The sequence below is a fragment of the Cupriavidus sp. LA-1 genome, from assembly GCF_055385985.1.
In genome coordinates this window covers 2318921-2332674 of record NZ_AP031388.1, presented here as the reverse complement: position 1 = coordinate 2332674, position 13754 = coordinate 2318921, and the positions used below count along the sequence as shown (strand labels likewise).

Below are 13754 nucleotides of genomic sequence, written 5' to 3'. Positions count from 1 at the left end.
GCGAAGCCGTGATAGCAGGGCCCGGCGCGGACACAGCAGCAACGGTCAGTCTGGCATTGCGGCAAAGTCTTGTAGTTGCCGGGCGGTCACAGTAGCCCCGCCACATACCACCACGGCGATGCTGGAGGCCGCCTTCAGCACCGGGTGATCGCTATCCAAAGCCGCCAGCGCGGCGCCGCATGCCGGCTCAACCAGGACGCGGTGTTCGTCAAGAAACCTTATTGCTGCCTGCACCGCCTGTTTGTCTGACACCACCACGCTGTGGATCTCGCGGCGCTTCTCCCATTGGAGCGCCTCATCACACGGCCGCTTCGCGCCAAGCGACGTCGCCACGCTGGTGATGTTCGAGAGTTCAACTGGCCGGTCTTGTGCGACCGAGCGGGCGTAGCAGTCCGCACCGTCGGTTTCCACGGCGATGACAGGGACGTCGGACCAGCCATTGCGTTGAAGCCCTTCCAGCACGCCGCACAGCAGGCCACCGCCGCCCACGGCAAGGACGATTGCGCCTGGCTTCGGCCCGGAAGCCGCCATCTCGTCCACCAACGTGGCGTGCCCCTGCCAGATCAGCGGATCGTCGAATGGGTGCACAAAGGCATCGCGCGGCCCGATCAGGGACAGGGCAAACTCGTGCGCCTCCGCCCATGTGCTTCCATGCACGATCAGCGCCGAGCCTTCAAGGCGGATCAGGTCGCGCGCCTGGGGTGGCGTACTCTCAGGCACCACGACCACGACGGGAACGCCAAGTCTGCGCCCGCAATAGGCTGCCGCAATCCCGGCATTTCCGCCTGACGATGAAATGAATCGCTGTACGCCCGCGGCGTGCCGCGCTTCACACAAGGCTCCAATGCCCCGGAGCTTGAAGGAACCGGACGGCTGTGCGGCTTCCATCTTTAACCAGACCGGCTTGCCAAGCCGCCGCGAACAGGCCTGGGAATGTACATAAGGGGTGTTGATATGGAGCGTCATGTTTGGTAGCGAACTGTGGCAGCGAAGCGCACCTTCAACGAAGGAGGCCGTACCATCGTAGACCCGGTAAGCTATGCAAACAAATGCTATTCAGGTAACTTAGCTATGCCTGGTGAGCATGGAAGTGAACGCGCGGAAAAGATATGCGGAACATTGAATTGCGGCATCTTCGCTACTTCATCGCGGTAGCGCAGGCCGGCAGCGTGGTGGCGGGCGCCCGTGCCGTCGGAATCGTCCAGCCCGCCCTGTCGCGGCAAATCATCGAGCTTGAGGCGGCCATCGGCACGCCACTGCTGGCGCGCAAGGCAAGGGGCGTGCAACTCACTGTGGCGGGCGAGAGCTTCCTGCGGGATGCCACACAACTTCTGGCAAGCCTGCAAGCCAGCCGCGATCGCGCCTTGCGTTGCGCCGCCGGGCAGCTCGGTGAGCTGCGCCTTGGGGTGTTGCCGAACTATCTGAGTTCAGCCGTCGTGACGAACGTGCTCAGGGCTTTCCGTGTGGCGTGTCCGGAAGTCAAGGTCCTGGTGGACCCGATGTTGTCGACAGAGCAGATTGCCGCGATCCGGCACAGGCAGGTTGACGGCGGCGTCATGGCCTGGCGCCGGCAAGAGGCTCCGCACCTTTCCGGCATCGTATTGCTCAGTGACCGCTTCGTCCTGGCCGTGCCTTCATCGCAGACCGTCCGACGCAAGCCGCCGAAATGCCTGGCGGACGTTGCGGATCTGCCCTTCGTCTGGTTCGATCCGGCGCGCTCTTCGTCCCAGCATCGCTTCCTGATGACACAGTGTGAGCGCGCCGGTTTTACGCCTCGGGTGACCCAGGTTGGCAGCGACATCCCGACGGTGCTCGGACTCGTCTCAGCCGGGATGGGTTGCGCGTTTGTCCCCGAAAGCCTGTCAACCGTCTGTCCGCCGACCGTGCGGCTGGTGCCATTGGCCGAGGTCGCTGACCGCTTCGACGTGGACTTCGCGTTCGATGAGGATGCAGCGACGCCTGCGGTCAGGCAATTTGTGCAGGCGCTATGGCAGGTGATCGATGGTGGGGATCGGGCAAGCCAATAGCAATCGGGTCCGTGCCGGCTTGCACCGGTTGTTCATAGGTTTGATGGTTCCGATTCGATGTCGGAACCCGCCGCGTTTGGCAGGGCGCGGCAGGCGTCGAATCAGATGCCGAGACCACCGAGGGATTTGCCTCCGTCGACAAACAGCGTCTGTCCAGTCACGAAGCGAAGGCCCGGAGAGGCGAAAAACGCGATCGCGTCCGCAATGTCTTCCGGTGAAGCAGGCGCCTTGCCCGGCTCCAGCGCCACGGCAGCGGCGTACTGCTCAGGCGGCATGGTGCGGGTCATCGGCGTATCCGTGAATCCCGGCGCAATCGAATTGACGGCAATCTTCTTGTTGCGCAGTCCGGCAGAAGACCATGGCGATCCGACCTTCATCGCCGACAAGGACACGATCGCTATGGGCCGAGGCTGCCAAAAAAAAGTCCTCACGCTGGGCGAGGTCATCAAGGACATCCTCCTGAGCACGGCACGTAGCGGGCTATTAGTCCACGCACGCGCCTGGCAGCGTCTCAACTTGAGACCTCGATGCCTCGCCCGGTCGACTCTGGCCCACCGAATTGCGCGATCTCACGAACCAGTTGCATGACGGTGCGGCACGCCAGAGTGAGCTCACCATGGCGCGACATGGCCAGCGCAATATGCCGGTTGATCGATGGATTGATGATTTTCGATGCCTGCAAGCGACAGTCCCGACCGGCGTTCGAGATGGCATAGGGGCCAAGCAGCGCGTACATGCCGCCGTCGGCAACGATATGGGTCTGCAGGCTTAGTGAATCTGCCTCCACGGCTACGTTCAGCGCGACGCCATGCTCCAGTGCCATCTGATCCAGCCGGTCACGCCAGCTATTGGGCCGGCAGAACATCACCAGGGGAAGATTGTTCAACGCTGAAAACTGTATGGTGGGGTTGGCCGTGATGCTGTCGCCCTCGGCACCCACCAGATAGGTGGCAGTTTCGACGAGGTAGACATCGCCGTGTTTGGGCACAGGACTGTGTCGGAACAGGATGGCCAGATCGACGTGCCCGGCTTCCAGCCAGTTCTCGAGTTGCGCGCCTTGCCCTTCTCGTACGCTGAGGTGCACAAGGGGGTAGCGCTCCTTCAGGCGGTAATAAAGCGTGCTGACCAGTGGATGTGCGGTAGAAGGCAGGATCCCGATGCGCACCGTGCCGATGGGCTTGCCCGAGGTCGAGTGGATGTCATTGGCGAGTTGGTCGGTGCTTGCCACCCAGGCACGAACCTTGGGCGCGACGCGCTCGCCGAACTCGGTCAGTACCACGCCCCGACCTGTTCGCTGGAACAGGCGACCACCGCATTCCTGTTCCAGTTCGTTGAGCTGGCGGCTGATATGGGGCTGACTCGTGCCATAGGACTGAGCCACCTTGCTCAGGCTACCCAAATCGGCGGCCGCCAGGAACAGCTTCCAGGCGGAGTAGTCCATGGCTTGCTCCGGCTTTTCCGTTATGTGTAATCAGTATATCTGAAATAGCCAGCATCACACTTCCGATATGTCTGGGCGGCTCCTAGACTGCCTCACATGCCCGCCAACTGCTTCGGAGACACCGGCAGCGGCGGGCTCTCCGGGAAGCATCCGGCGCCCCGTTGAACCCTATATCCATACAGGAAGTGACATGAAAGACATCGATCTGCGCGGTCTTGTTCCGGCCCCCGTTACCCCCTTTACGCGCGATGGCGCGATTGACCATGCCGCTATCCAGCGCCTTGGTTCGTGGCTTGGCAAGTTTGATGGTGTCAAGGGCCTGGTTGTCCTCGGCCACGCGGGCGAAGGCACGTTCCTGTCGCAAGAAGAGCAAATGGCAGTGATCGAGAGCTTCGTGAAGTCCGTCGATGACAAGCTGCCGATCATTGCCGGCATCACGCTGGAAGGCACCCAGGTGGCTGCCGCGGAAGCCAAGCGCGCCATCAAGGCCGGCGCCTCGGCCGGCCTGGTCTATCCATCGCACGGCTGGCTACGCTTCGGCTACCAGAAGGGAGCACCGCAGGACCGCTATCGCGCCATCTATGAGGAAAGTGGCCTGCCGCTGATCCTGTTCCAGTACCCGGACGCCACCAAGGCGACCTACAACCTGGAAACCCAGCTAGAGATCGCCGCGCAGCCTGGCGTATTCGCGATGAAGAACGGCGTACGCAATATGCGCCGCTGGGACACCGAAATCCCCGTGATCCGTAGCGAGAACCCCGACCTGCAGATCCTGACCTGCCACGACGAGTACCTGCTGCACACCATGTTCGACGTGGACGGAGCGCTGGTGGGCTACGGCAATATCGCGCCGGAGTTGCTGATCGAACTGATCAAGGCCGGCAAGGCGAAGGACTATCCGCGCGCCCGCGCCCTGCACGACCAGCTCCTGCCGGTAACCAGGAACGTGTACCACCGCGGCTCGCACATGGAAGGCACCGTGGCGCTCAAGCACGCCCTGGTGGCACGCGGCATCCTGGAACACGCCACCGTGCGCTCGCCGCTGCTGCCGCTGGAGCCCGGCGCCGAGATCGACATCGCCAACGCCATGCGCGCAGCCGGCCTCGTCGGCTAAGCCGTTACGGGCGCGGCCTTGGGGCTGCGCCCGCAAGCCTGGTCAGGCCAGTGCTTTGGCCTCCCCCCTTGCGCCTGCCTCCGACCTCAGGGCCGCCCCTGTGCGGGGGCCTTCGACTGGCCTTGGGGCAAGAAAGCCAAGACAACGTTAAAAGCGGAATACGCAAGAACAAGATGGCCGGTGCTCGCACACCATGAGCCAGTCAACCAGGAGACAGCATGGACACCACTACGGTTGTACCCATGTACAACGGCGACAGGAGCGATACGGCGAACAGCGCGCCTTCTCATCCTCAATGGCGCGCAGCTCAACTTCTGTTTCGGGTCGAGAATGTTCCTTTCAGCAGGTGGCATACCAAGGCCCGCATTGTCATGGGCAGCGCCACCCTGTTCGATGCATTCGACGCGCTCTCCCTGGCGTTTGTCATGCCCGTCCTGGTCGGGCTGTGGCATCTGTCGCCTACGGAGATCGGGGTCCTCATTGCCGCCGGGTACCTTGGGCAGGTCATCGGCGCACTGTGTTTCGGCTGGCTGGCCGAGCGCCTGGGCCGGGTGCCCAGTGCCACCATCACCGTCGGCCTGATGTCGGTCATGAGTGTGGCATGTGCCTTTGCCGGGAACTTCCAGTTGCTGTTCCTTTGCCGTTTCATCCAGGGCATTGGCGTTGGCGGCGAGGTGCCGGTTGCGGCGACCTATATCAACGAACTGTCGCAGGCACACGGCCGCGGTCGCTTTTTCATACTCTATGAACTGATCTTCCCGATCGGCCTGATGCTGGCAGCCCAGGTCGGTGCCTTTCTGGTGCCGCGCTTTGGCTGGGAGTACATGTTCCTGATCGGCGGGATACCCGGCCTGATCGTCGCACTGCTGATCATGCGCCTGCCGGAATCGCCAAGATGGCTGATCGGCAAGGGCCGGTTCGACGCGGCAGAGCGTGTCATTGCAGGAATCGAGGCCAGCACCCCCAGGCGGAATCTCGATCCACGGCACGATGCCGCAGAAATGGACAGGCGCATCTCGGAACTGTGCAAAGGTCTGCAGTCGCAGAAAAAGGGAAACTGGAAGGAGCTCTTCTCGCCGTTCTATCGCGGCCGCACGGTAGTGGTATGGCTGCTTTGGGCGAGTTCCTATTTCGTTGCCAATGGCATCAACAACTGGTTGCCGAGCCTGTACAAGACCGTCTATCACCTGCCGCTACAGGAGTCGCTGCACATGGCCTCGCTGTCCAACGTGCTCAGCACTTGCGCCGTGCTTGCCTGTGCGCTGTCGGTGGATCGCGTAGGTCGTCGGCGCTGGGCCATCGGCTGCTTCCTGGTCAGCGGCTTGCTGCTGGTCATCCTCGGCGCGTTCGGCACTGCCAGCCCCTGGTCGGTCATGCTGCTGGCTTCTTCGGCTTATGCCGTGATGGGGTCGGCGACGGTGCTTCTGTACCTGTACACGCCGGAGATCTATCCCACACGCATCCGCGCGATCGGGACCGGACTGGCCACTTCGTGGCTACGGGCTGCATCGGCCACCGCGCCGGCGGTTGTCGGTGTCGTGCTCACCGGACAGGGTATCGCTACCGCCTTCCTGATGTTCGCAGGCATCTGCGTGGTCGGCCTTGTCATGGCCAGCCAGATGATCGAGACGACCAACCGTCCGCTTGAAGAGATTTCGCCCTGACTGGCCCAAATGCCGCAGCCGCGGCGCGGAATCTCTTGCCTGGCCTTTCACACCTCTGCAACAACAGCCATAACAAGGAGACACCCATGAGGAGTCATGGTAAATGGTGCGCGGGCCTTCTGTGTGCCACGCCGCTGTTCGCGTCGGCACAGTCGGTGACGCTTTACGGCCTCGTCGACACCGGCGTCGAGTACGTGAACAATATTGGCGCGAACAAGGACAGTGTCGTGCGGATGCCAAACCTGACCGCGACCGTCCCATCGCGCTGGGGGATGCGCGGAACCGAAGATCTCGGGGGCGGACTGAAATCAGTCTTCGTACTGGAGTCTGGCTTTGCCCCGGACTCCGGATCATCGAACCAGGGCGGACGATTGTTCGGCCGCCAGGCCTTTGTCGGGCTGGGCAATCGCTGGGGGCAGCTCTCCTTCGGCCGCCAGTGGACGATGACGTTCTGGTCGACGCTGGATTCCGACGTGCTGGGACCCAACGTTTACGGCGCCAACTCCCTGGACAGTTATCGGCCGAACGCCCGCGCCGACAATGCCATCGCCTACAAAGGTACCTTTGGTGGCCTGACGGTCGGTGCCACATACAGCCTTGGGCGCGACACGGTCAACGCCGGCCAGAACCCGGCTGGAACGAATTGCCCCGGCGAGAATCCGGCCGACAGCAAGGCCTGCCGCGAATGGTCGGTGATGCTGCGGTATGAGACAAACTGGTGGGGCCTGGCTACGGCCTATGACTCCTTGCGCGGTGGCACGGGTGCGGCAGGCGGCCTCGTGAACAGCGGCCTCTCGGACGACCGCCTGCACTTTGGCGGCTACATGATCCTGTCCAGGGCCAAGATCGGCATCGGCGGCACGTTCCGGAACAATGAGGGCAGCACCACGTCCCATAGCCAGCTGTACTACGCGGGCCTGTCCTACGACATCACGCCGGCCGTCAATCTCGCGGGACAGATCTACTATCTGGGCTTCAACCATAGCGACAACAAGGCATGGCTCGCCGCCCTGCGCGGTACCTACACCTTCTCGAAGCGTACCTCGGCGTATGCCACGGCCGGCTTCATTGACAACCGCGGCCAACTGGCCTTGTCGGTCAGCAGCGGCAGCGCCGTCGGAACCAGTGCGCCGGCAGCGGGCGGCAACCAGTTCGGCGCGATGCTTGGCGTCAAGCATGTCTTCTGAGCGGGCGGCGTCGCCGTGCATCACCCTCAAACCGCCGAGGCGGAGACGGGAATGAAATGCATCTTGACGGTCACTCCGGCTGGATACCAGCGTCCTTGATCACCTTCGACCACTTGCTCACTTCCTCATCGAAGAATTTCCTGTGCCCGGCTGGCGAGAGTCTGTCGTCCGCAATGACAGTAATTCCGAGCGCCTCTTCCCGCCTGACCAGTGCCGGATCCTTCAGCGCCGCCCTCAACGCCTTGTTGACCGTCTCGAGTATCGCCGGCGGAGTCCCACGCGGAGCGTAGAGGCCATGCCAGACGGTGAAATTGAATCCGGAGAGTCCGCCTTCGGTGAGCGTGGGAATGGTCGCCAGGGCGGGGGCCGCCGAGCGTTGCATACCTGTTACCCCGTAGACCTTGACCTTCCTGGCTTCGATCTGCGGCGTGCTGTTGGTCGCTTGCTCGCACATGAGATCCACCTGCCCACCCATGATGTCGGACATGGCGGGGGCTGTGCCCTTGTAGGGCACGAACGCCATGTTGCTTTTCAGCATGCTCTGGAGCAGCAACCCGCAGAGGTGCGATGCCGATCCCACGCCCGCGTTGGCGAGGTTCAGCCTTGCGCCGTTCGTGGCGATGAACTTGCGCAGTTCCGGCAAGCCATTGGGCGGCAGGTCCGGCTTGCCGATCAGCGTCGATGGCGCCTCGTTGATCAGGCCCAGGAACTCGAGATCTGATCCCTTGTAGCCGAGTTTCTTGTACAGGGCTGGCGCAGTGGCCAACCCGATATGATGGATCAACAGCGTGTAGCCATCGGGATTGGCACGTGCGACGCGTGCCGTGCCAATGGTCCCGCCGGCGCCCGCCGCGTTTTCCACCACCACCGTAGTGCCCAACGTCCTGCGCAGTGACTCGGCAACATCGCGGGCGATCTTGTCGCTTGGCCCGCCGGCGACAAACGGGACCACCAGGGTGACCGGCTTTTCCGGGTATCCGGCATAGGCGTGGGCTGATGCCACCAGGCTAACGCCGACGACGCATAGGGTTGCGGCACGGGCTACCGCTTGCTTCATACACATGGTTGTCTCCGTTTGTCTATTTTCAGGGCTGCGTGGCTCAGGCAGACAGTTGCTGCATCACGCTGTAGAGATCGGACTTGCCTTCAAAGCCGATGCCGGGCAGATCCGGCATCGTGAGGTAGCCCTTTTCCACCTTGACGTTGTCCGGGAAGCCACCAAACGGCTGGAACAGGTCGGGGTAGCTCTCGTTGCCGCCCAGGCCCAGGCCGGCCGCAATGTTCAGGGACATCTGGTGACCGCCATGCGGAATGCAGCGGCTTGCCGACCATCCGTGTTGCCTGAGCATGTCCAGCGTGCGCAGGTATTCCACCAGGCCATAGCTCAGTGCGCAGTCGAACTGCAGATAGTCGCGATCGGGACGCATGCCGCCATAGCGGATCAGATTGCGGGCATCCTGCATCGAGAACAGGTCTTCGCCGGTCGCCATCGGCTTGTCGTAGTAGTTGCGCAGCGTGGCCTGGAGCTCGAAGTCCAGCGGATCGCCCGGTTCCTCGTACCAGAACAGGTCGTACTGGGACAGCGCTTTGGCGTACCGGATGGCGGTGTCGAGGTCGAAGCGGCCGTTCGCGTCGACCGCGAGCTTCTGGCCGTCCTGAAGCACGCTCAGGATCGAATCGATGCGGCGCAGGTCCTCATCCAGCGACGCGCCGCCGATCTTCTTCTTGACTACCGTGTAGCCGCGGTCGATATAGCTGCGCATCTCGTCCTTGAGCTTCTCGTGGTCCTGGCCGGGATAGTAGTAGCCGCCGGCGGCGTAGACGAACACCTTGCGCTCAGGCTGCCCGCTGCCATAGCGGTCGGCCAGCAGCTGGAACAGCGGCTTGCCTTCGATCTTGGCCACGGCATCCCAGATGGCCATGTCAATCGTGCCGATGGCAACGGAGCGCTCGCCGTGACCGCCGGGCTTCTCGTTCCTGAACATGGTGTCCCAGATCTTGTGGGGATCCAGGTTGTCTGCGGTGGCATCGACCAGCGACTCCGGGTCGGCCTCCAGGAGGCGCGGGATAAAGCGCTCGCGCATCAGCGTGCCCTGTCCGTAACGGCCGTTCGAGTTGAAGCCATAGCCGACCACGGGCTTGCCATCCCGGATCACATCGGTGATCACGGCGACCAGGCTCAAGGTCATCTTGCTGAAGTCGATGTAGGCGTTGCGGATGGGCGAGCTGATCGGGAAGGTCTTTTCGCGGATTTCTACGATTCTCACAGAGTGTCTCCTGATTCACATAACACGAGTACGCGGGGTGCGTGGGAATCGGTAGATTAGGCGCGGAACGATGTACTAGAATTGAATCAAATTCATTTCATTATTCACCGTCAGTGAAGACTGAGATTGCATCCGAACTTGAGTTCTTCGTCCTGATTGCCCGGCATGGCAGTCTCGCTGCCGCGGCTCGCGAGCTGGACCTGACGCCACCGGCGGCGACCAAGCGCCTGGCCCTCATGGAAAGCCGGCTTGGCGTACGCCTGGTCAACCGCACCACCCGGAGCATCAGCCTGACGAACGAAGGCGAGACCTACCTGGCCTATGCCCAAAAGATCCTGGCGGACTTGCGGGAAATGGAAAGTGTCGTCGCCAGCAGCGGAGCCGAACCACGTGGACTGCTGCGCGTCAATGCGACACTTGGCTTCGGACGAACCACCATTGCGCCTCTTGTTTCAGCGTTTGCAAAGCGCTACACGCAAGTCGAGGTGCAGCTTGAGGTCACGGATCGACCTGTGGACCTCGTGGACGGTGGCGTCGACCTGGCGATCAGGTTCGGGACACTGCCGGACAAGCGCCTGAGTGCAAGGCGGATCATGTCGAACCGTCGCTTCCTCTGCGCTTCGCCGGTCTACCTGGACAAGTTCGGATCACCCGGATCACTGTCGGACCTCTCCGGACATCGTTGCATTCTTCATCGGCAGAACGACGATGCCCATGCCATCTGGCGCTTCGAACATGATGGCCATCACGAGAGTGTGAAGGTCCGAGGCGCGCTGTCCAGCAACGACGGGGATATTGTTCTCGGTTGGGCCCTTGACGGGCACGGGATCCTCATTCGTTCGGAGTGGGATCTGGCGAAGTACCTGGAGAGTGGCCGCCTGCGCGTGGTCTTGCCGCAGTACAAGCTGCCGTCGGCTGACCTCTTTGTCTACTACTCACAACGCCGCAACCAGACTGCCCGCGCACGCGCCTTCATTGACTTCCTTGTGGAAAAATTTGAAAAGTCGCCTGCACAGCGGGCGTAGCAGACTGTTGAGGGTGCTGATGGCGGCTCCGAACCCTTGAGCCGAAATCCTCGATTGACCGCAAAAGGGTATAGGGCTGCCGGCGGCACGGCTCACACTTGCGCGGATTGATCCCGCGCTGACGCACGTGACCCGTCCAGGCAATCTCAGTACGGAATCGGGACCGGCGTCTGGACGCCAGCCGTTTCATTCACCATGTAGTCGCAATTCATGCCATTGTGGGTCGCGCCGTTCCACCAGTCGTTGATATCGAAGGCGCTCGCGTCGGTCAGCTTCTGCACGCAGACGACCTGCATGGTCAACGGCTTGCCGGCGGCACAGGTTCCCGGCAATGTCGTCGGCCTCAGGAAATGGACGGCGCTGCTCGACGTGGTCGAAATGTTCGTCACCCGATAGGCCTTGTAATGGCCGGAAACGAGCTCTATTTCCAGTGCGGTTTCGACGTCGATGCCGATGCCCCTGGCGCTCTGCGGCGCTGTCAGGATTCCACCTGCGCACCCTGTATTGCTGGATCCGGGAGCGATGGTTCTCGACACGAAGGTGACCAGCCGGCCCATGCGGTCCCGTGAATCGAAGTGAGGGTCGACAAACGTATCGGCCAGCACGGGTAGCCTCGCGGCAAGCGCAGGATCGTTAGGAAAGCTCAGGAAGCTTGCCCCCGAAAACGGGGTCGGGTCGAAGGTCATCAGCTTGTTGTACGGATCGGTCAGCGCCTGCGCCGACGTCACGGTCCCATTCTGGGCCGAGAAGATGAACTGGCCCAGGACGTTCGCCCCGGCACTGGTTCCGCCAACGGGAATATTGCGGCTGATCAGCCCGGCGATCGTCTTTTCCAGTGTCGTGCCTTTCCAGAGATTGATGTACGTACTCTGGTCGCCGCCGGCAATCCACAGCGCGTTTGCGGTCCTGACCACCTCATTCACAAATGGGTCGTTGGCACCGTCCCGGCTGGTAATAATGAGGGTTTCCGCTGAAGTCAGCCCGAGGTAAGCTCCGCCGACAAATCCGTCCACCGCGGGAGTACTGGTGGAATTGTGCTTGTCGCTGTAGTAGAGATAGGGATCGTATGCATTGGTGCCACTGGTGCGGATCACCACGAACCGCCCCCCTGTTCCGGTGGGAATACAGGAGTTGCTGCCGCTGGGGTCAGGTTTGCAGATGCCCGCTTTCTGAATCATCCACCGGTACGCGTCGTCAACATCTGGTCCGCCTCCCATGAGAACCAGAGGCTGCGACGCCGGCGGCTGTGGTGTCGGAAGTGGCGTCAGGATATTGCCCGCTGCGTCGTAGTACTGTGTTCCGGTCCAGAAATAGCTATAAGCGGGAACGGTCTTGGCGGCGCCAAACGACAGCGCAGGCAGCACCCCGAACGCGAGGCACAGCCCGATGGCGCCGGCCGCGCGACGCACAATGCTGCCGCAGCGTGAAGCAAATCTGGCAAGGGACTTCATCGGACATACCCCTTGTTGTTGGTTGATACGCAGGCAGGTCCGCGAGTCTCCATCACGGCAGGATCCCCGCAAGGGGTGCTGGATGGCAGCTATCCATGCCGAACAGAAATCCGGAATGCACAACTGTGCCGCGGCGAGGCCGGAGCAAAGTGTCTTACAGTCTAGTTCAACCAATCTTCCGGGCCAACCCCGGACCATGTGCGGCAGGCAACCAGCGAAAGCCAGCCCGGCGCGCGCCACCCTGGGAAAGTGCGCAAGCCGGTAGGAATGATGCGGTGAGTGCGGTAAATAGAAGGAGCGCTGCCAGGACAAGACAGCGCAGATGAGGGCCCATGGCACCGTTTCAGCCATGAAACAGATAGGCTCGCACTCACCTTCCTTCATGGGGGGCGGGAAGCCACTGGCCCTTGTCGTATCGGCACTTGACGGCGCGTGGTACGAGTTATGCTCCGATCACCAATGGGCAACCTGGCGATCCATTCGTGATCTCGCCCAAGTCATGCCATGCTTTGATCCTGCAAATTGGGATGAGCCTGGTGACCAGGATAAGCGCATGAACAATAAGGCACGATGGCTTGTATTGCCGATGGTCCTGGCAGCGCTGACTATTTGGGCAGGTCGGAGCGCCGCACAGGAAGACGCGAGCGGCACAAATGCGCAGACACACGTGACCACGCGCCTTATCACGCTCGGCACGCGCGGCGGGCCTATCCCGTCCAAAAGCCGGGCGCAGACCTCGAATTTGCTGATCGTCAACGGGTCCTACTATCTGATCGACGCCGGAGACGGCGTACTCCGGCGCCTGGCGCAAGCGGGAGCCGATTTCAAGAAGATCGGAAGAGTGTTCATCACGCATGAGCATGATGATCACACCGCCGGCCTGGGCGCGCTGATGTCCGCCGAATGGGATTTTCAGCGCCGCGAACCGATCGACGTCTATGGTCCCCCAGGCACGGCGGGGCTGGTAAGCGGTGCTGTGCAGTACTTCACCGGCAATGCCCAGATCCGGTGGACAGAGGGCAGGCGCACGCCGCTTGGCGATTTATTTCGCGGTCACGATGTCGAGCCTGGCCTGATCTATCAGGATGCCAACGTCAAGGTGACAGCCGCTGAAAATACCCACTTCCATATCCCGGAGGGAAGCCCGTTCCATGGAAAGTACAAGTCTTATGCGTATCGGTTCCAGGCAGCCGACCGAGTCATCGTCTTTACCGGCGATACGGGACCCAGCGAAGCCGTCACAAAACTGGCGGAGGGTGCCGACATCCTTGTTTCCGAGGTAGGCCTCGCAGACGACGTGAAGCAAACGCTGATCAGGAATGGCACCTGGCAATCCATGACGGAAGACCAACAAGCCCAGTTCATCCGGCATCTCAATGAGGAGCATCTTGCGCCCGCCGAGGTCGGCAAGATGGCGGCGCGGGCTCACGTCAGGACAATCGTGCTAACCCACCTGCTGCCCTCCGTTACCGAAGACGACGATTATCAGCGCTTCGTGCCAATTGTTGAGAGATATTTTTCGGGCCGGGTATTGGTCGCGAAAGATCTGATGGAATTCTGATCCGTCCGCTGGCTGAC

The 13754-nt window shown here is 61.9% G+C and carries 12 protein-coding genes; 6 read left to right on the top strand and 6 right to left on the bottom strand.

Annotation, left to right across the window (positions count from 1 at the left end; translation table 11 throughout):
• Positions 1–45: 45 nt before the first annotated feature.
• A complete protein-coding gene (locus ACZ5MJ_RS29695; RefSeq protein ID WP_464224579.1) occupies positions 46–966 on the bottom strand; it encodes a pyridoxal-phosphate dependent enzyme in 921 nt (306 codons plus the stop codon).
• Positions 967–1109: 143 nt separating this feature from the next.
• Here ACZ5MJ_RS29695 and ACZ5MJ_RS29690 point away from each other — a divergent pair, with 143 nt between their 5' ends.
• Positions 1110–2027, top strand: coding sequence for a LysR family transcriptional regulator (locus tag ACZ5MJ_RS29690; protein WP_464224578.1), 918 nt, complete (start codon positions 1110–1112; stop codon positions 2025–2027).
• A 101-nt stretch (positions 2028–2128) separates the two neighbouring features.
• On the opposite strand, the gene ACZ5MJ_RS29685 is transcribed toward ACZ5MJ_RS29690, so the two are convergent.
• Positions 2129–2473, bottom strand: a complete 345-nt coding sequence (locus tag ACZ5MJ_RS29685; RefSeq protein WP_464226644.1) for an SDR family oxidoreductase — start codon at positions 2471–2473, stop codon at positions 2129–2131.
• Positions 2474–2538: 65 nt separating this feature from the next.
• Positions 2539–3468: a LysR family transcriptional regulator gene (locus ACZ5MJ_RS29680; RefSeq protein ID WP_464224577.1), complete on the bottom strand. Its 930-nt coding sequence runs from the start codon at positions 3466–3468 to the stop codon at positions 2539–2541.
• 190 nt (positions 3469–3658) lie between these two features.
• Here ACZ5MJ_RS29680 and ACZ5MJ_RS29675 point away from each other — a divergent pair, with 190 nt between their 5' ends.
• From ACZ5MJ_RS29675 to ACZ5MJ_RS29665, 3 genes are all read left to right on the top strand, one after another.
• Positions 3659–4582 (top strand): dihydrodipicolinate synthase family protein, encoded by a 924-nt coding sequence (locus tag ACZ5MJ_RS29675; protein WP_464224576.1) that lies wholly within the window; start codon positions 3659–3661, stop codon positions 4580–4582.
• Between the two features lie 242 nt (positions 4583–4824).
• Positions 4825–6246, top strand: coding sequence for an MFS transporter (locus ACZ5MJ_RS29670; protein WP_464226643.1), 1422 nt, complete (start codon positions 4825–4827; stop codon positions 6244–6246).
• An 86-nt stretch (positions 6247–6332) separates the two neighbouring features.
• Entirely contained in the window at positions 6333–7433 is a 1101-nt protein-coding gene (locus ACZ5MJ_RS29665) for a porin (protein ID WP_464224575.1), read from the top strand.
• A 70-nt stretch (positions 7434–7503) separates the two neighbouring features.
• Here ACZ5MJ_RS29665 and ACZ5MJ_RS29660 read toward each other — a convergent pair whose 3' ends face one another.
• Complete coding sequence (locus ACZ5MJ_RS29660; RefSeq protein WP_464224574.1) at positions 7504–8496, bottom strand: tripartite tricarboxylate transporter substrate-binding protein; 993 nt, start codon at positions 8494–8496, stop codon at positions 7504–7506.
• A gap of 37 nt (positions 8497–8533) precedes the next feature.
• Entirely contained in the window at positions 8534–9700 is a 1167-nt protein-coding gene (locus ACZ5MJ_RS29655; RefSeq protein WP_464224573.1) for a mandelate racemase/muconate lactonizing enzyme family protein, read from the bottom strand.
• Positions 9701–9813: 113 nt separating this feature from the next.
• On the opposite strand from ACZ5MJ_RS29655, the gene ACZ5MJ_RS29650 reads away from it, so the two are divergent.
• The gene (locus ACZ5MJ_RS29650; protein ID WP_464224572.1) at positions 9814–10725 is read left to right on the top strand and encodes a LysR family transcriptional regulator; all 912 of its coding nucleotides are present in this window, start codon (positions 9814–9816) and stop codon (positions 10723–10725) included.
• Positions 10726–10871: 146 nt separating this feature from the next.
• Here ACZ5MJ_RS29650 and ACZ5MJ_RS29645 read toward each other — a convergent pair whose 3' ends face one another.
• Positions 10872–12176 carry a cyanophycinase gene (locus tag ACZ5MJ_RS29645; protein ID WP_464224571.1) on the bottom strand — a complete coding sequence of 435 codons (1305 nt, stop codon included), beginning with the start codon at positions 12174–12176 and terminating at the stop codon, positions 10872–10874.
• 553 nt (positions 12177–12729) lie between these two features.
• On the opposite strand from ACZ5MJ_RS29645, the gene ACZ5MJ_RS29640 reads away from it, so the two are divergent.
• Positions 12730–13737 carry an MBL fold metallo-hydrolase gene (locus tag ACZ5MJ_RS29640; RefSeq protein WP_464224570.1) on the top strand — a complete coding sequence of 336 codons (1008 nt, stop codon included), beginning with the start codon at positions 12730–12732 and terminating at the stop codon, positions 13735–13737.
• Positions 13738–13754 lie beyond the last annotated feature (17 nt).